At 39.2% G+C, this 18,405-nt stretch carries 14 protein-coding genes and 1 rRNA gene; 5 read left to right on the top strand and 10 right to left on the bottom strand.

What is annotated here, in order from left to right; genetic code table 11:
* Together rrf and trhA are read left to right on the top strand one after the other, a co-directional pair.
* Positions 1–75, top strand: a 5S ribosomal RNA gene (rrf, locus tag ACQQ5U_RS18875); the annotation flags it as partial.
* A gap of 86 nt (positions 76–161) precedes the next feature.
* On the top strand, positions 162–800 hold the full coding sequence (gene trhA / locus ACQQ5U_RS18870; RefSeq protein ID WP_437399950.1) for a PAQR family membrane homeostasis protein TrhA: 639 nt from the start codon (positions 162–164) through the stop codon (positions 798–800).
* Here trhA and ACQQ5U_RS18865 read toward each other — a convergent pair.
* Both ACQQ5U_RS18865 and ACQQ5U_RS18860 read right to left on the bottom strand, forming a co-directional pair.
* Positions 789–3,032: an Ig-like domain-containing protein gene (locus ACQQ5U_RS18865; protein ID WP_437399948.1), complete on the bottom strand. Its 2,244-nt coding sequence runs from the start codon at positions 3,030–3,032 to the stop codon at positions 789–791. The genes trhA and ACQQ5U_RS18865 overlap by 12 nt on opposite strands.
* Before the next feature lie 125 nt (positions 3,033–3,157).
* Positions 3,158–3,844, bottom strand: coding sequence for a ZIP family metal transporter (locus tag ACQQ5U_RS18860; protein ID WP_437399947.1), 687 nt, complete (start codon positions 3,842–3,844; stop codon positions 3,158–3,160).
* 56 nt (positions 3,845–3,900) lie between these two features.
* On the opposite strand from ACQQ5U_RS18860, the gene ACQQ5U_RS18855 reads away from it, so the two are divergent.
* Complete coding sequence (locus ACQQ5U_RS18855; RefSeq protein ID WP_437399945.1) at positions 3,901–5,058, top strand: THUMP domain-containing class I SAM-dependent RNA methyltransferase; 1,158 nt, start codon at positions 3,901–3,903, stop codon at positions 5,056–5,058.
* Positions 5,059–5,161: 103 nt separating this feature from the next.
* On the opposite strand, the gene ACQQ5U_RS18850 is transcribed toward ACQQ5U_RS18855, so the two are convergent.
* Genes ACQQ5U_RS18850 through rlmD form a run of 4 tightly spaced genes read right to left on the bottom strand, consistent with a single transcriptional unit; the run spans position 5,162 to position 8,202 of the window.
* The gene (locus ACQQ5U_RS18850; protein WP_437399943.1) at positions 5,162–5,500 is read right to left on the bottom strand and encodes a VOC family protein; all 339 of its coding nucleotides are present in this window, start codon (positions 5,498–5,500) and stop codon (positions 5,162–5,164) included.
* Position 5,501: 1 nt separating this feature from the next.
* Positions 5,502–6,257 (bottom strand): DUF6048 family protein, encoded by a 756-nt coding sequence (locus ACQQ5U_RS18845; RefSeq protein ID WP_437399942.1) that lies wholly within the window; start codon positions 6,255–6,257, stop codon positions 5,502–5,504.
* Positions 6,238–6,756 carry a DUF6452 family protein gene (locus ACQQ5U_RS18840; RefSeq protein WP_437399941.1) on the bottom strand — a complete coding sequence of 173 codons (519 nt, stop codon included), beginning with the start codon at positions 6,754–6,756 and terminating at the stop codon, positions 6,238–6,240. Before ACQQ5U_RS18840 ends, ACQQ5U_RS18845 begins: the two co-directional genes overlap by 20 nt.
* Positions 6,757–6,789: 33 nt before the next feature.
* On the bottom strand, positions 6,790–8,202 hold the full coding sequence (rlmD, locus tag ACQQ5U_RS18835) for a 23S rRNA (uracil(1939)-C(5))-methyltransferase RlmD (protein ID WP_437399939.1): 1,413 nt from the start codon (positions 8,200–8,202) through the stop codon (positions 6,790–6,792).
* Between the two features lie 232 nt (positions 8,203–8,434).
* On the opposite strand from rlmD, the gene rocD reads away from it, so the two are divergent.
* A complete protein-coding gene (gene rocD, locus ACQQ5U_RS18830) occupies positions 8,435–9,682 on the top strand; it encodes an ornithine--oxo-acid transaminase (protein WP_437399937.1) in 1,248 nt (415 codons plus the stop codon).
* Positions 9,683–9,687: 5 nt separating this feature from the next.
* Here the strand turns inward: rocD and ACQQ5U_RS18825 are convergent, their stop codons facing one another.
* From ACQQ5U_RS18825 to ACQQ5U_RS18815, 3 genes are all read right to left on the bottom strand, one after another.
* Positions 9,688–10,749 carry a S66 peptidase family protein gene (locus ACQQ5U_RS18825; protein ID WP_437399935.1) on the bottom strand — a complete coding sequence of 354 codons (1,062 nt, stop codon included), beginning with the start codon at positions 10,747–10,749 and terminating at the stop codon, positions 9,688–9,690.
* A gap of 60 nt (positions 10,750–10,809) precedes the next feature.
* Positions 10,810–12,129 carry a carboxypeptidase-like regulatory domain-containing protein gene (locus tag ACQQ5U_RS18820; protein WP_437399933.1) on the bottom strand — a complete coding sequence of 440 codons (1,320 nt, stop codon included), beginning with the start codon at positions 12,127–12,129 and terminating at the stop codon, positions 10,810–10,812.
* A 108-nt stretch (positions 12,130–12,237) separates the two neighbouring features.
* Entirely contained in the window at positions 12,238–14,685 is a 2,448-nt protein-coding gene (locus ACQQ5U_RS18815) for a M14 family metallopeptidase (protein WP_437399931.1), read from the bottom strand.
* 157 nt (positions 14,686–14,842) lie between these two features.
* Between ACQQ5U_RS18815 and bshC the strand changes: the two genes are divergently transcribed.
* Entirely contained in the window at positions 14,843–16,447 is a 1,605-nt protein-coding gene (bshC, locus tag ACQQ5U_RS18810; RefSeq protein ID WP_437399929.1) for a bacillithiol biosynthesis cysteine-adding enzyme BshC, read from the top strand.
* Between the two features lie 228 nt (positions 16,448–16,675).
* Here bshC and ACQQ5U_RS18805 read toward each other — a convergent pair whose 3' ends face one another.
* Positions 16,676–18,349 carry a hypothetical protein gene (locus ACQQ5U_RS18805; protein WP_437399927.1) on the bottom strand — a complete coding sequence of 558 codons (1,674 nt, stop codon included), beginning with the start codon at positions 18,347–18,349 and terminating at the stop codon, positions 16,676–16,678.
* Positions 18,350–18,405: the final 56 nt, after the last annotated feature.

Here is an 18,405-nt window from a genome sequence, read left to right as displayed (position 1 = left end):
TCCGAACAGGGAAGTTAAGCCCGTTTGCGCCGATGGTACTGCCACACCAGGTGGGAGAGTAGGTCGCCGCCTTCTTTGAGGCCCTTCACATATGTGAGGGGCTTTTTTTGTTTTTACTTGGTATATTTGTGTCTACAAAAACAATATTTTAATCCATATCATTGAGTACCAAATCCAACCCCAATTTACTTGAGGAAAAACTGAACGCCTATTCCCATGGGTTTGGAATTATGTTGGCACTATTCGGTAGCATATTTCTGTTTCAAAATGATTTAGAAAGCATACCGTATATGAAAGGTAGTGTTGTGGCCTATACTTCCTCATTAATAGTATTGTTTACGGCATCGACGGTTTATCATGCTGTGGAAAATCCTAAACTGAAGAAGAAACTTAGGATTCTAGATCATATCAGTATTTATTATTTGATTGCCGGCACATATACCCCGGTATGTTTATCTGTATTGTTACCATCCAAAGGATGGTTGCTGTTTTACTTGATATGGGGAATAGCGCTCTTTGGAACAGTTCTTAAGATATTTTTTACCGGGAAGTTTGAAGTGTTTTCTTTGGTCCTATATGGCGTAATGGGATGGTTAATTGTGATAGATCTACCTTATTTGTTGGAACACATGTCTTCAACAGGGTTATTATACCTTGCTGCTGGTGGCGCTTTCTATACCATTGGAATATTATTCTATGCTATAAAAAAAGTACCATATAATCATCTTATATGGCATTTCTTTGTGTTAGGTGGTGCTATCAGCCATTGGCTGATGATTTATCAACTTTTAGTCCAATAAAAAATTGGGTGCACGGTTATAATAGCCTTGTACAGTGGAGTTGAACTTGGACTCCATGTTGGGGGAAACGACAAAGGAATATTTATTGTCTTTTATCACGCCACTTAAATAGCTGTTATAATCTGGTATTCCTTGAAACCCTTTAATTTCTACCTGTTGCACTTTGAATCCATCATTTTCATAAATCGTATAGAAACCCCATGATTGTATTTCCTCTGGAATTTGCGGCAGTATTACTTGATCCATTTTTTGGCTATCATAAACCAAATTCCATCGATAGGAAACATTTAACCCATTGATGACCTCTGGAGTTTCAGAATCAATGAAGATTTTACCAACCGTATGACCAATACCGGACTTTGTAATATCAATTTGATTGTTAAGGAAGCTATAATCAATTGTCCAATCCACAGGTGCAAAACTACCTTCAGGTTGACCGGTCCTTTCCGTGAAATAATCATTTATTCTTACCGTATATTTATAATTGGTGAAAGTATCATTTATAAAATATGGGATACCATTGGGGGGTATGTATCCGTAACCATGGTTATGAATAAGGTGATTTATATTGTTATTGAAATCGTCCTGGTTCAAATAACCTCGAATATCTATTGTTGAGCTTTCAAATGCTTGACCATTCATGATAGGATCGTAAAAGCGTTGTTCTACACCTTGAGCTGAAAACATATCTGCAGAAATGACCAAATCCGCAGGAATATTGGAATCCAATAACGCATACGAATAAGTATTTAAGGTGTTGTTGTACAGAGCCAGATAGAATGAATTAGATTGAAGTATACTGCTCACATTCTGCCGCTGTACAATTGAAATATCACTTGTGGAACCACTTTCTATTTGATTAAAATTACCGTAATAATCAAATCCTTGAGCCACTATGTTAAGTTCATCATTGAAATCAAAGTTTTCCGTTGGAATTAAATAGGAATTGGACTGATTTAAAAACCTTTGATACGTATTCAAGTTAATTACCGGCATAGCTTCGGGTGAAATATTTTGAACGGTTGTAAATTCAGTTGCATTACCAATAGAACCGCTGATGTATTCACCAAAGGTGAGCATATATTCAAAATCCCCTACTGTCTCATTGGTTGTTTGAAGCCTGACCATTTCTGTGTCACTATAGATTCTTTCTACATCCAATAACTGGCCATCCATACCTGAGGCAAAAACAAAAAGTCTTGCTGATTCCGGATTATAGAAACCCGTTGGAATATTAATTGTAATCAGTCGTCTCAAAATTTGAACGGTAACTTCTAATGAAGAAGTATTGCCCAAAGCATCTGAAGCTGTGATTTTCAGGACATGTTGACCTGTAGCAATTGTTTCTGGATAGAATTCAAAATCAACTAGCCCTTCAGTACCAGCAGGAAAGGCAACATCCGTTGTTAATAGGTTTTGTTCCCCAAGAGCAATATCAATGAATGATACTTGCGAATGGATGTCGGAAAGACCAGTTGAGATGAGTAAAGATTCATCCAAAATTTGACCATCTTCAACTGTGTTTGAAATAATCTCAGGCCCAGTATTATCTGCAATAAACGAAACATTGTATGTGGTAATATTATCTGCCAAATCGGTAGCCTCTATTTTTAAGAAGTTTTCACCATCGGACAACTCTGAAGTGTTCAGGTTGATTTCATAAATATCCTCTGTAATCTCTTCTAATAATGTATCGTTCAAATAAGTTTTTACAGAATTCAGGCCCTCATTATCACTTACGTTAAAAGTAACTGCATTGGTGTCTCCACCAATAACTTGTCCATCGGCGAGTGAAACTTCTGTAATAGCTGGCAATTCGTTGTCAATATGAATAATCTCTTCTTTAGAGGTTTTATTACCGGAATTATCTGTTACAGTCACTTTAAGGGTATAATCCGTAAATTTGGCTGCAAGGTTGTTTTTGGATGTATAATTAGATACGTCAATAGTTATCTGATAAGGTGCTGTGGTATCTTCGCCTACTTTCTCATTATTTATAAAGGCTTCTACTTTTGCCACTCCACCAGCATCTTGTGCATCAATATCTACAACAATTTGGTTGCTTACAACAGGGGTTTCCGTACTTGAAGTACCTGAGTTTCCAGGAATGGAAAAATCAACATTTGGGGCTATTACATCGGGTTCTGGAACTGGATCTTCAGAATCTGAGGAGCAAGAATACAAAATGGTGCTGGCTGCCAATAGCAGCATAATAGGACGTAAAAAATTCATTGCGTTAGTTTAGTTGAAAGAAAAATAATTCTTTTTGGTAAAAAAACATTGCTTTTTACCTTGAAAAAGTAAGAAAATTCAGTAAAGTACTGGTTTTCATAAATTTTAGGTTTCGGGAACCATAACTACACCAAATAGGCAATCCCTATTCCTAAAATAATGACCACTAACTTTCTGAGGTTAAAGGCATGTCCTTGTGCACTTTCAAACAAAATAATGGTGGATATGTGAAAGAATACCCCAATGGCCAATGCTGTAAGCAAGTGTCCATAATTTTCCATCCAAGGAGATGTTGAAATGTAACTGCCCAGAGGGGTCATCAGTGAAAATGCTCCAATAAATAATAGTGTAGTGCTCAGTTTCATCTTAGAATTGATCAAAAAGATGCTTAAAATAATGGCTATTGGAATCTTGTGGATGATAATTCCGTATAGGATGGCATCGTTATCATGTATGGGAACTCCCTCTACCAAAGCGTGTATGGATAAGCTCAAGAACAGAAGGGCGGGGAATTGATTTTCTTTTAAATGAAAATGCATGTGTCCATGTTCCGCTCCTTTGGAGAAAAACTCTAAAAACACTTGAAGAAGTATACCTCCCAAAATATATAGGGCAATGGTTTTGGGGTCATGGCCATCGTAAACATCCGGTAAAAGCTCGAAGAAGGTCATGGATAACAAAAATGCTCCACTAAAAGCCAGCAAGAGTTTAATGTTGTCATTGTTTTTTGGTTTTGTGAACCAAACAAATCCAAAACCGACCCAAACAGCCAAAATGGGGATAATATAAATTATAGCGGAAGGAATATCCATAGGTGGAATTAAAGGAGCAAAAATAGCCTATTTTTGCGTAAACTTTTTAAGATAGTATGGCAGGGAATTTTAAAATGATGGCCAAGACGCTTTACGGATTTGAGCCCATTTTGGCAAAAGAGCTACGTAATTTGGGCGCAGGTCATGTGGAAGAAGGAGTTCGTAATGTAACTTTTGAAGGAGATACCGGTTTTATGTACAAGGCCAATCTTTGTCTGAGGACCGCATTGAAAGTTTTTAAACCGATCAAAACATTCAGGGTTTTTAATGAAAAGGACCTTTACAGGCATATTTATGATTTGGATTGGCCTGATATTTTTGATGTAGAGAAAACTTTCGCTATCGACAGTATTGCCAATACGGAGGTTTTTGATAATACTATGTTTGTTTCCTTAAAAGCGAAAGATGCCATTGTGGACAAGTTTAGGGAGGTAGTGAGAGAACGTCCCAACGTAAAGACGCAAGATCCCGATATCCGAATCAATATTCATATTTATAAAAATACTTGTACGGTTTCCTTGGATAGTTCCGGGAATTCGCTGCACCAAAGAGGGTATCGTATCTTGACCAATATTGCACCCATCAATGAAGTGTTGGCAGCTGGATTACTACTTAAAAGTGGATGGGATGGACAAACAGATTTCTTTGACCCCATGTGCGGAAGCGGAACTTTTCTGATCGAGGCGGCCATGATTGCTTGTAATATTCCTGCTAACATCAATAGGGAATCTTACGCCTTTATGCACTGGAACGATTATGATGCCGAATTATATAATAAAATTGTAGATGCTAGTTTAAAGAAGGTAAGGGAGTTCCATCATAAAATAATTGGTTATGATAAGGCCCCTTCTGCCGTAAGAAAAGCACAAGAGAACGTAGATCATGCCAACCTTTCGGATTATATTACCGTGGAGCGCAAGGACTTTTTTAGGGCCGATAAGCCAGTTGAAGGTAAACTGCATATGGTGTTCAATCCGCCTTATGGTGAACGATTGCCTATTGATATGGAAATTTTCTATGGTAAAATTGGAGATACTTTTAAAAAAGTTTATCCTGGAACCGATGCATGGTTGATTACTTCCAACTTGGAAGCGTTAAAGCACATTGGCTTAAAAACATCCAAAAGAATAAAGACCTTTAATGGTAAATTAGAAGCAAGATTGGTAAAGTACGATATATACGAGGGTAGTAAAAAAGCTAAAAACCAGGATTAGTTGTATATGCAATAAAAAATCCAGGTTTGTCTTATTATGTGTTTGAAACACGACTAACTAACTCAACCAAATTTGCAAAAGGAGTCCACGGTGGCTCCTTTTATTATTCCGACCAAATGGCCAGTTCGTTGCCCGAAGGGTCTGTAAAATGAAATCTTTTACCTCCTGGAAACTCAAAGATTTCTTTGGTGATGGTTCCTCCAGTAGATTTCACTTTCTCTCTTATTTCAACAAGGTTTTCGTAGTACAAAACAATGAGGACTCCATTCACTATGGGCCCGTTGGTCAACTCAAAGCCACCGGCAACACCACTTTCGGAAAAGGAGGTGTAGGTAGGCCCGTAATCGGTAAAAGTCCAACCAAAGACTTCATTATAAAACACCTTGGTTTTCTCCAGATCTGTTGACTTGAACTCGATATAATCAATCGGTACGGTTTTCATGCTATTGTTTGTTTTCTTCTTTTTGCTTTTTGGACTTTTTGTAAAGGGGAATAAAGTAGCTAATGGAATAGTTGTAGTTCACCCCAAAACTACTTCCGTCCGTAACCTTATTGAATCCTGGAATCCAAAGGTTTGGGAATTGTTCGTCTTCCGTATTGGTTACCAAAAAGCCCATACGAGCACTCATACCTACAAAAATGTTGGCAAATAGTTCCACCTTTGCTCCTACAACAAATTCGAGCCACGAAGCGGATAGACCATTAAACTCTCTATTTGGATTTTCACCGGGTAAAAATTCTGGATTAAAAAACTGATTCGTTTCGTAAAGGCTATAATCAAATAATGTTTGGCTAAAACTGGCTACGGCATAACGCCCCCCTATAGTAATGGCATTGTTCATTCCAAACCAATTTTCATAAGTGTTTAAATCAACACCAGCTTTAATATAGCTTCCTGAGGTTTCATAATCGTACAAAATGGTGTTGTTTAGGTTTTCATCCTGTCTTTTGGTTTCATTACCAATTTCTGCAGCTAAATACAATTTATGGGTAAGTCGATAGTCTCCCACTAACTCCAATCCCGTGTAATCTTCGTCCACAAAGGAAAGTATAAGTTTGCTAATGTCCGCACCGACACGTAGCCCATATTGCTCCTTGTACTCTATGGTATCTTTTTGCGAGAGATCTATTGGCTCGCTCTGTGCTAGCGCCAAAATGGGCAACAGCCCAAATAAAATACTAATGAAATATTTTGACATGGATGCTATCGGTATTTTCTACATTTTGTTGAACAACGCTAATATCTCGAATCCAGTTCTCTCCACCTTCACTCAGGGTAACGGTAATGTTGTTGTAATTGACTACAAATCCACAAGCCCTTGAAACAAAAGCTTCACCAAGGTCGTAAGAAATGGTCAAGGTGTCAATATTGCCGATTTCCAGCTCGGTGTCCTCATCGTCTTCCGAATCCGAAATAATCTCGTACATGGTACTGGTCGCAGTGCTTCTCAGCGGAACCTGCAGGGAATCAGGAGAGTTTGACCTATCACCAAAAGAACTATTGGTTAAAATACTATCAATGTCAATGTTCCTTATTCTTATGGATGATACGGTCTTTGCTGCTGTTGTGTCTTCGATGTCAAAAAAACCAATGACCAAAAGAGGTGTATCACCATCAACGCAGATGTCATCCTTTTCACAGGAAGAAACATAGTAAAGCATTGATACAATAAGTAGGATGGGGATTATTTTCTTCATTCTGGTTATACCTATGGAGTTTTAATTCAAAAATTACACCCGTTTTTCCAAAAGTACAACATTTTCAACGTGGTGTGTTTGAGGAAACATATCTACCGGTTGAACCTTGGTGACTTCATATTTTTCTTTCATAAGAGCCAAATCTCTTGCTTGGGTCGCGCTATTGCAACTCACATAAACAATTTTTGGTGGTGCTACTTGAAGAAGTTGCTCAACTACTTGTTTGTGCATACCATCCCGTGGAGGGTCGGTAATAATTACATCGGGTTGGCCATGTTGCTCAATGAAGGTTTCGTTGAACACATTTTTCATATCGCCAACAAAAAATTCTGCGTTTGAAATACTGTTATGAAGTGTATTGGCTTTGGCGTCTTCAATAGCTTCTGGTACTGATTCCACTCCAACCACTTTTTTAGCATTTTTGGAAACAAACTGGGCAATGGTGCCAGTTCCAGTGTATAAATCGTATACCAGTTCGTCGCCAGTAAGCCCTGCAAAATCCCTTGTTACTTTGTAAAGTTCGTAAGCTTGTTCTGAATTGGTCTGATAAAAAGACTTTGCATTGATTTTAAATTGAAGCCCTTCCATTTCTTCGAAAATATGGTCGCGACCCGCAAAGCAAACTACTTCTTGATCGTAAATCGTATCGTTTCCTTTGGAATTGATCACGTAGAGTAGGGAAGTAATCTCCGGGAATTTCTCCTTTAAATGGTTTAGCAGTAATGCTCTTTTTTCTTCATTATCTTCAAAGAACTGGATAAGTACCATAATTTCCCCTGTGGATGATGTTCTAATCATTAAAGTTCTTAGAAGACCTTCCTGTTTTCGGGGGTTAAAAAAGGGCATACCGTTTACATTGGCAAAGTTTTTAACTTCCAATCGTATCGCGTTGGATGGGTCTTGCTGCAAATGACATTTTTTAATGTCCAGAATTTTGTCCCACATACCTGGGATGTGGAATCCCAAGGCATTTCGGTCCTCAATTTCAATATCAGAGTTAATCTCTTCAGGAGTCAACCATCGGCTGTCGGAAAAAGAGAACTCCATTTTGTTCCTATAAAAATATTGCTCTTTGGAGCCCAAAATAGGTGTTATATCTGGTAACTCTACGTTACCTATGCGCTTTAGGTTGTTCTCTACCTCTTTTTGCTTGAAATAAAGTTGGTGCTCATAGCCCATATGTTGCCATTTACATCCTCCACAAACACCGAAATGTTCACAAACGGGTTCGGTTCTTTTATCGGAAAGGGTGTGGAAGTGAGTGGCAACACCTTCAAAATAAGCTTTTCGTTTTTTGGTGGTCATCACATCCACTACATCGCCGGGCACGGCATTGGTCAAGAAAATTACTCGTCCATCTGGTGCTTTGCCCACAGATTTTCCCTTTGCCCCGGCATCGATTACTTCTACGTTTTCAAACGTTTTTCTCCTTCTGTTTTTACGCATGCCGCAAAAGTAAGTTCTTTTTGGTATTTCACAGAACGCAGCCTCTTAAATTGCATGTAAACTTTAATCAACACCTAGGAGAATGGCTTAACGCAATTATAATTTGATCAATAATTTGTAATTTGCGGCTACTCCAAGGGATGATTTCTCTCCCACGCTGCTTTTTCGAGACTTCGAAAGAATAAAGGTACAGTAGGAATGGTTATTTTATCAATTTTAATCATTTAATGAAATGGCTGTTTTAGAGCATTTAACATCGCAGCAAGCGATAGATTTGGAAAACAAGTACGGAGCACACAACTACCACCCACTTCCAGTGGTTTTGAGCAAGGGTGAAGGTGTTTATGTATGGGACGTGGAAGGAAAAAAATATTACGATTTTCTTTCCGCGTATTCTGCCGTGAACCAGGGACATTGTCACCCCAAAATTGTTGGGGCCATGGTGGAACAAGCAAAAACATTGACCTTGACTTCGAGGGCTTTTTATAATGATATGCTTGGGAAGTATGAAAAATACGCAACCGATACTTTTGGGTTTGATAAGTTATTGCCCATGAATACAGGGGCGGAAGCTGTAGAGACTGCTTTAAAAGTTTGTAGAAGGTGGGCATATCAGAAAAAAGGAATCCCTGAGAACCAAGCCAAAGTAATTGTTTGTGAAAACAACTTTCATGGTAGAACAACTACGATTATTTCTTTTTCCAATGATGAAGTGGCAAGGGAAAATTATGGACCCTACACAGAAGGCTTTGTGAAAATTGAGTACGATAACTTGGCAGCTTTGGAAAGTGCCTTGAAAAGTAATCCCCACGTTGCAGGTTTCTTGGTGGAGCCCATTCAAGGGGAAGCGGGCGTTTATGTTCCATCCGAAGGATATTTAAGTGAGGCCAAGACGCTTTGCGAAAAGTACAATGTACTTTTTATTGCCGATGAAGTACAGACCGGTATAGCGAGAACCGGTAAGATGTTGGCGGTAGACCATGAAGATGTAAAACCGGATATTCTTATTCTGGGCAAGGCTCTTTCAGGTGGTGTTTATCCAGTATCTGGGGTTTTGGCCAACGATGATATCATGGAGGTGATTACACCCGGTAGCCACGGAAGTACTTTTGGCGGAAATCCTATAGCTGCAGCGGTAAGTACAGCTGCTTTGGAGGTAATTAAAGAAGAGCATTTGGCACAGAACGCCCAAGAATTGGGAGAATTGTTCCGTGAGGAATTGAACAAGTTTATTTCTACCTCTGATTTAGTGGTTAAAGTACGTGGAAAAGGATTACTCAACGCGATTGTGATCAACGATACAGAGGATAGTTCTACCGCCTGGGATATTTGTTTGGCGTTAAAGGAAAATGGGCTTTTGGCGAAACCAACGCATGGTAACATTATCCGATTTGCGCCACCTTTGGTGATGAACCGTGAACAATTGATGGATTGTGTTTCCATAATCATCAAAACACTTAGCGAGTTCAAAAAAAAATAATAGTGTTAAGAGACAGCAGCCTCCAATAAACGCAGCTGTTTTTTATATGCATTAAAGCTAGCTTCAACCCCTATTGGAAGAGTGAAATTCTGTGGTACGTGTCCAAAGCTCATGCCATAAACGGCGGGAATGCCCAATGGAGCTATCCTGTCCATAATCACTTCCCTTAGGGTGAAGTTTTCTGTTGTTCTTTTGCGGTCACAGCCTTTGCAGACTCCAAAGATTATTCCCTTGGCCTTTAAAAAGGTATCGACATCGGTAAGTTGAGTTAGCATTCGGTCTATTCTATAAGGGGCTTCTTCAACATCTTCCAAAAAAACGAGTTTGTCTGTAAAATCGATTTCATTTGGAGTACCAATTGTTGCCGTTACCAATGTTAGGCTCCCCCCCACAAGCTCACCCTGTCCAACTCCCGGCGTAATCGTATATCTGTAGTATTCACTGTTGCGATATTGTTTTGGGTCTTTCAATATGGCATTTTTGATGGGTAGGTTTTCTTGCGGTTCCATCAAAACTTTTTTGAAATAGGATTGGCTGTACTCATCGTCTATGGTGCTGCCCACAGGACCATGAAAGCAAACAAGACTTGTTCTTTTGTAGATGGTGTTTATCAATGCCGTTATATCGCTAAATCCAATCAGCGCTTTTGGATTGCTTTTGATGGATTCATAATCCAACAAATCTAAAATACGGGTACACCCATATCCACCTCTCGCACAAAGTATGGCGTCAACATCTGGGTTGGCGAACATTTCATTTAAATCTTTTGCTCGTTCTTCGTCAGTATTGCTGAAATAACCATAATTACCTTTGATACGCTCGGTGTGATAGGTTTTGAATCCCATTTTTTGTAGAGTTTCCAGAGCAAGGTAGAGCGTTTCTGGTTTTACGGCGAAGCCTGGGGCAACCAAACCAATGGTATCTCCCGATTTCAATTTTTTGGGTTTTATTTTGGGTTCGGGATTTTCGGGATTGGATATGGAATCTTTGGCCCAACTTGTTTGGTGCAAGAGGGTTGCCGCACCAAGAACCGTGGCCGACTTTAGAAAGCTTCTTCTTTTGGACATTTAAATTGGATTAGGCAATGCAAAGATAAAAATGCACAAAATTTAGTTTAAAAACACAGGTTAATCGCTGTTTCTTTCCTCCCTGCGCAATTGTCTCTGGATTTTCTTTATGGCTGATTCAATGGACTTTTCAGGTTCAATGATATTGTATTCGCCCCAAAAGTTTGGATCAGAAAAGCCGGAAGCTTCATCACTCAGGATAATAGATTTTTTGATTCTCTCTCTATAACGGGGCTTATCGCCACTAGGATTTAATTCCCAATCGGTAATGGCCATTTCAGCCGTCATACTGTACACCGAATTGAACCATTTATCTTCCCAGTCCACTTTAAACTCCATAAATACACTACTATAGCCGTAGTACCATTTACCTCCTTTTTCTCGGTAATCAACATGGTAGGAGACTTCCGTGGGCCACACATCCACTTTTGCAGGTTTTCTCCGTACAAAGAGTTGGGCAGCCTTGTTTCTATCGGTAATGTTCAAGGAAAATGTTGCATTTGTCAAGACTTTATTTTCGACATCAATAAATAGTTCGCCATGATAAAGTGGTTCTATAATACCTTCATATTGATCAAATTTGATAACATAGATTAATCTATCATTTGATCTTGTGGAGCGATTAAAAGTAAATTTGTAATTGGATAAAGATTCTTCTGAGAATATATACTCTGGATACTTCATTACATCAACATATAAGGTGTTGTAAGGACCACCCTGTAGCTTTAGGGCCACGGTATCCAATTTACTGTAATCCGTACTTTTTCTCGCTTTATAAAGTTCAATGGCATCATCCCTCCCAGAACTATAGGGTGTTTTGTAAACATTGACAACTGCTTCGGCCAAAGAGACATTTTTTCTTCGCTTTTTTATGGTCTCCCTATAGAATGCCGTCATTAAAGCTTGGTCATCAAAATAACTGTTATCCCTATTCTTAAGGGTCTCTTTAACCAAGGCCAAAGCATCTTTAGGAGCATTGATGTTTATTTCTGAAAGTTGGGTTACGGAAACCTGCAACGAAATCTTATTTTTTTCTGGTTGAAGACTGGCTATGGGAACTATTTTGGTCTTGTAGCCTAAAAAGGAAACCACGACATTTTTGTTAGTAAACTCTTTAGGTACCTTTAAAAGAAAGTTCCCCTCGGTATTCGTAATGGTGCTAATGTTGGTACCTTCAACAGTTAAAGTGGCAAAAACCAATGATTTGTTACTGGATTCTTCGGTAACCTCTCCGCTATATTGATTAAAATCAATCTCACCATCATTTTGTTGGAAAGCTAAAGTTTCTCTAGGACTAAGCATGGCCATGGCACACAATGCCGATAACAAAAGCGCTCTATATTTGATGCTTAAAATTAATGAAGGGGTTCTCAGTAACATATCCGCAATTTTTTCTTTTATTAAATATACAAAATTTTGGACACAGGTATCGATACAGTTATTACTAAAGAACTGAATAAATCACTTAAAATCAGCTTGAAAGATTTTTTAATCCACCATAAAGAGAGCGTTGGCGAAAAATAGTTTTCCATTTTCCCAAAACCCTCGGAATAAAGGGTTGTCCACCATATAAACTACCTGACCACGCCCGTAGTTCTCCACGCCGAATATTAAGGATTCGGAAATTTTCTTTTGCGCTTCCGCTCCGGCAAAGCCCGAAAATGGTTTGCTATTTTCTTCGAGATAAACAGCATTGCCATTATTTAGGTATTCATAAGCACTGCTTCCCAATTTTAAGGAGAAATAGTCAGAATCATACCCATAGGCCAATGGATTGGAGTTATCTACTTTGGTTTTAAAGATTGCACCGGTAATTGCTCCTTTAATACGCTCTCTTTCCCAATCTTTATATGGCTGAGGAGAGTTGTTGCTGGAATCTTTTTCCAATTTCTTTTTCTTGACACCGAAACCTTTTTCACCATCGAGAGCATCTATGGAACCACCCATGGCAATGATTTTTCCACCCTGTCTCACCCAATCCTTTAGTTTGGATAATTGGTCTTCCTTAAAATGATTGCCATATCGTCCATCGGGCAATACCAAAATGTTATAATCGTTTAAATCCACTCTATCGGCATAATCATCATCAATTACTGTAAGTGGATAATGCAGTTGTTGTTCAAAAAAGTGCCAGATTTCCCCAAATCTAAGTGTTGAAGTAGGACCTCCGGATAAAACGGCAATTTTTGGTTTGGTAATCATTTGAATGGATGAAGAACCAAAATCTTTCCCAGAATCCACAAAACCGGTACGGGTTGGTGTAATGTTCTTTTTAAATTTTGCTGAAATGGCTTGCAATGTTTGAATAAAACCATCTTTGTTTTCATTATCACCTTTGGTGATGATCAAAGTTCCTCGATCAAAAGATTTACCTTCAATAGTAAAGGGATGGTCCGCTTTGCGAACACGAATTCCTTCGTTTAGGAGGGCCGCCAAAAAGCGCGCATCGTCCATGCTGTTCCAATCAGTTAGGTACGCATAACTACCACTGCCAATGTTTGAGGAAATGGAGGTTTCCTGTATATTTTGACTGGAAACTGTGGAAGTGGAGGCAATGGCATCTAACCCATATGCGTAGGGGAGGGACCAAGCCGTGATATCATACGTCAACGAATCCGAAAGTTTGGCATTTGGCTCAAATAATACCTTTACCAAGGTTCCTTTAGGCTGGTCGGTAGAAACCACCATTCCATTTTTATTGATGGACAGGCTTCCGTTGCTGCCTGTGCTGTAACTATGTCCCCTATAAGATCCACTCGCCAAATCGCCATATTCAATATTGTGCTTGTCCAAAAGGGATTTAAGGGCATCCAATTTATCCTTGTCACCTTTGAGCACATAGCTTTGGTACTTGAATTCTTTATTCTGGTGAAACTTTCTGAATTCCTCGTTTAATTTTTCGGCATTTTGTGAGGATACTTCTACAGTAGAGAGCCCCGTTGTAAAGTGGTGTGCAATTCGGTCTTTTAAGGTAAGTGTATCGCCAATGGCAGTTTTTACACCAAGACCGGCTCTTCCACTACCACCTTGCTCATACGTCATTCCAATGGAACCATTGTAAATGGGATAGGTGTCCCCATAACTTGGGTACAACAGGTCAAAAACTTCTTTGGTGAAATAGAACCATCCGTTGGCATCAAAATACTTGGCATGATTTCTACCAAGGGTCACCTGAAAATCACGTTGGAAATTGGTAATCACTTCATGATAAGGTTCCGCCGCTGGGGCAAAATAGTATGGGTTGTTCACGCCTTGCTCATGAAAATCCACATGGACGTGGGGCAACCATTGGTTGAACATTTTTAGCCTTTGCTGGCTTTCAACTTGTGTTAGCCATGCCCAATCACGATTAAGGTCGAACATGTAGTGGTTGCTACGACCGCTCCACCAACCTTCATGGTGTTCCTTGCTATTGGGGTCAACTTGGTAAGGTGTGTTTTTATATTGATTATACCAGTTACTGTATCTGTCACGCCCATCAGGATTGATACATGGATCCATAATCACCACAGTATTTTCCAAATAAGAACTCTTTTTGGTCAATAGTTCATAAATGGTTTTCATAGAGGCTTCCGTGCTCACACTTTCGTTTCCATGCACGTTATAGCTCAACCAAACAATCGCTTTGGAAGAATTTCCGGTTCCTTCGGTATCTTTTAAGTGCTCTTGTCGAATGGTTTCCAGATTGGCAAGGTTTTCTGCCGAAGAAACATACACCAAGATTAATGGCCTACGCTCGTTGGTTTTACCATAAACTGTTAATTGCACTCTGTCAGGAGCAGATTCTGCTAAATATTCGTAATAATCCACCACTTCATGATGGCGTGTAAACTGTGTCCCGAGTTCGTACCCCAAGAATTCAGAAGGGGACTTTAATTGTTGTGCGGATACGGAAATTGATGCTAAAAGAATGAGGGAGAATAAAAAGCGGGTCATGTTTTGGTTATTAGTTCGACCAAATCTACTAATAAATTGATCCTGAAACCTAATTTTTGCAGGTTGACGTGTTAAAATTGTAAAAAATTCAATTAACGTATTTTTAGGAAGAGAAAAAAAGAAGAGACTTATCTTTGAACACCTCATTATAGTTTGAATGGAAGTAGAATGTATACCCTTTAAGGAAACCGGTTATTTTTCCCAATTAATTTGTGACTATCTCGATCAAAAAAAGGACTTGACCCCCTTTTTTAACAGATACCCTTTGCCCGATAACTTTGGGGATCAAATCAAACAGAAGGCGGCCAATTATCCAAAAGAACACCGATCTACCCTGGTTAATTCCTTGAAGAAGCAGTATAAGGGTATTGAAGCTTCCAAGGCGACCCAAAAAAATATGGATGCGTTGTCCAAGGAGACAACCTTTACAGTGGTAACCGGTCACCAGCTGAATTTATTCACTGGTCCGTTGTACTTCTTATATAAAATTGTTTCCACGATTAACCTGGCCAAAGAGCTGAACAAATCACATCCGGAAAACCATTTTGTGCCCGTGTATTGGATGGCCACAGAGGACCATGATTTTGATGAAATCAATTATTTCAATCTGCATGGAAAAAAGGTGCTTTGGAACAAAAAAGCATCTGGTGCAGTAGGGAGATTGTCCACAGAAGGGTTGGAAGAGGTTTTTGAGGTGTTCGCGGCCGAACTTGGTAATTTGGGACTAACAGAAAGTTTGAAAGAACTTTTCAGAAAAGCATATTTGGAACATTCCACCCTCACCGAGGCCACTCGATATCTTGCCAATGCATTGTTTGGAGGCCAAGGACTGGTTATTGTTGATGGAGATGATGCGGAACTGAAGAAATTGCTGGTTCCCTATGCCAAGAAAGATATTCTGGAACACACACCTTATGAAAAAGTAACGGAAACAATCAATGCATTAAGTAACGTTTCTTCCGATTATAACATTCAGGTAAATCCGAGGGAAATCAATTATTTCTATTTAAAGGATGACTTACGGGAACGAATTATCTTAAAAAAGGGGAAATACCACGTAATCAACACGCATATCGATTTTTCCAAAGAGGAACTCTTAGAGGAGCTTGAATCACACCCGGAGCGTTTTTCCCCCAACGTAGTGGCACGTCCGTTGTATCAAGAGGTGATTCTGCCCAACTTATGCTACATAGGTGGAGGAGGAGAGCTTGCCTATTGGTTGGAACTCAAACCTTATTTTGATGAACTAGGGGTGACATTTCCTATGCTGATGCTTAGAAACTCAGCTTTGCTGATAACGGAAAAACAATCCGAAAAAGTAGAAAAGATGGGATTGAAAGTATCTCATTTGTTTATGAAACAACATTCACTTATCAATAAAAAGATACGGGGTATCTCCAATATTGATATTGATTTCACACCCCAAAAAAGGTTGTTGGAAGAGCAATTTGAACATATGTACGAATTGGCCGAGAAAACGGATGAAAGTTTTTTGGGAGCGGTAAAGGCGCAAGAAGTAAAGCAGAAGAAAGGTTTGGATAACCTTGAAAAACGTTTGTTGAGTGCTCAAAAACGAAAATTAAAGGACCATGTGGTAAGGTTGACCGAACTTCAAAATAAGTTGTTCCCCAACCAATCCCTGCAAGAGCGACAACTCAACTTTTCTGAGATGTATTTGCAAATGGGAGACGAATTGATTCCTTTGTTGTTGGATACATTAGATCCCTTTTCCCAAGATTTTACAATTTTGAAGTATAAATAGAGGAGCTAAATCTTTTGGCTACGGTAGAAAATCCAATCTTTTTCAAAAAAATATTAAAACCGAGGTAGGGTATTTTCCTATTGGGTTGTTCTATACTTGAAAATTGCTATGAAAAAGTAAATATTTTGAGTTGGTTAACTCATATGTTTAGGTTGGTTTTGATTTTATTGAAAAGCCCCGGAGTGGTTCCCGGGGCTTTTTGTTTTAACTAACTAAACTTGATTTCTTTTAATTACAGGCAATTGCAATATCCCTAGTTTCTGTTGAAGTTTCAATAATTCTGTCAATGCTGGTGGTACCACGGACAGTAACCTCAATAAAATTGGATTGAACATCGGTTACCACACCGGTAAAACTATTGAAAGCAAATTGCGTCAATATTTCCTGTCCGGTCAATTCACTATCGTCCTCTTGGTAATTCCCGTGAATCCTGAAACGCTGCACAAAAGGTACCTTGATGTTTACATACTGTTGATAGATGTCGGCAACAGCGATAGCGGTTCCTGATGGAACCCCGACCTCTCTTGACACCGAAACCTGTACTGATTTTTCTGTACTCAAACTGCGGGAACGGGTATTGGTTTCTGTGGCAGTTTTTGAATACTCATAGCTACCGGTTATTGAGCCTTTAACGGACTGTTTGGTCCCACTGCCAAAAAATTTGGTCTCAGCTTCGTAAGCCACCTCCACGCTAACCTCCATACCTACTGTATTAGTGGATGAGACCGACATGATTTCCTCATATCCTGCAACTTGTGTTGTGGTTATGGTATTGCTTTCACCAATTGTTTGGGTAAGAGTACCACTACTACAGTTTCTTAGGGTGCTGTTATAGGCACTGTTGGTGGTTGAAGGTGGCATTATAGGTTTTAAAAATTTGGAATCCACAGCTTGTATGTCCCAATCAATATCAAAAAGCAATATCCTAAAATATAATGGTTCGTCGGGAGTGCTGTTATCGGCTGTGCTAAAGCTTTGACCGTTTAAAATTAATGGGTTGTCAGTTCCGTTTGGTACAATTTTAAATAACCCTGGACTTTCTTTCTCAATTTTAAACCAATAGTTATCGTAGTCGACCACATTGGTGTTTCCTCCATTATAAATCAAATTGGCCTTGCTCTGAATACGGAAGTTACCACCATTCATATATAGGTAGTGTACATCATCGTTATTGTGCACCGAAATGGAGTAATAATCCTCATTGCCCGGAATCTTTGCAAAATAATATGTTGTATAGTCATTCATGGAAAAAGCGGCACCTTCAGAATAGTCCAGCTCTTCCCTTAGTCTTAAGTCTGTCGCCAAATTCGAATTGTCTGGATAGCGCTGCGAGCTTGGGGCCCCAAAAACTTCATTGTCTTCGTTGACCACTTGCATGTAATACTTTAAATCTTCCCTTAAACTTACCTCGGCGAATAAATCGTCCAGACCATTGGCATTTATATCTTCCTCTACTGGGCTTGCACTGAAGGATAATTTAGTGAAGCTCTGGGTGGCCAAAACCGCATCATTTTCATCCCGTACCGTAACTTGAACCGGAACCCCCTCTTTTAATTCATTTTCTATGGCATCATCGAGATCTTCGTTTTCAAAGGATAGTATAGCCAAATTGTTGAATTCATCAAAAGAAACCGTTTGATCATCAATATTAGAAGTGGATTCTATCGAAATTATGGCCGTTACAGGTTTGTAACCTCTTCTAGCAATTTCCCGGGCACTGATGCTAATGCCGATTTGCCCTTCATCAGTTTCAAACTCGCCTGTTGATATGGTACTTGGAAGTACTTCTACTTCGTTATTCTTATCCGGTGGAGGATTTGATTCATCCTTGCTACAGGCCAAGGTAAATAGGATAAGAGCCGACGAAAATATGCTGCTGAATAATCTAAGTGTTGTTTTCATTACGTTTTGTTTTGTGGTTGAACTTCTTGGTTTGTTTTGTGTGACTTACTCGGTAA

Source organism: Flagellimonas lutimaris, assembly GCF_051494225.1.
Classification (GTDB): domain Bacteria; phylum Bacteroidota; class Bacteroidia; order Flavobacteriales; family Flavobacteriaceae; genus Flagellimonas; species Flagellimonas lutimaris_A.
This window is presented reverse-complemented; position numbering and strand designations above follow the sequence as displayed.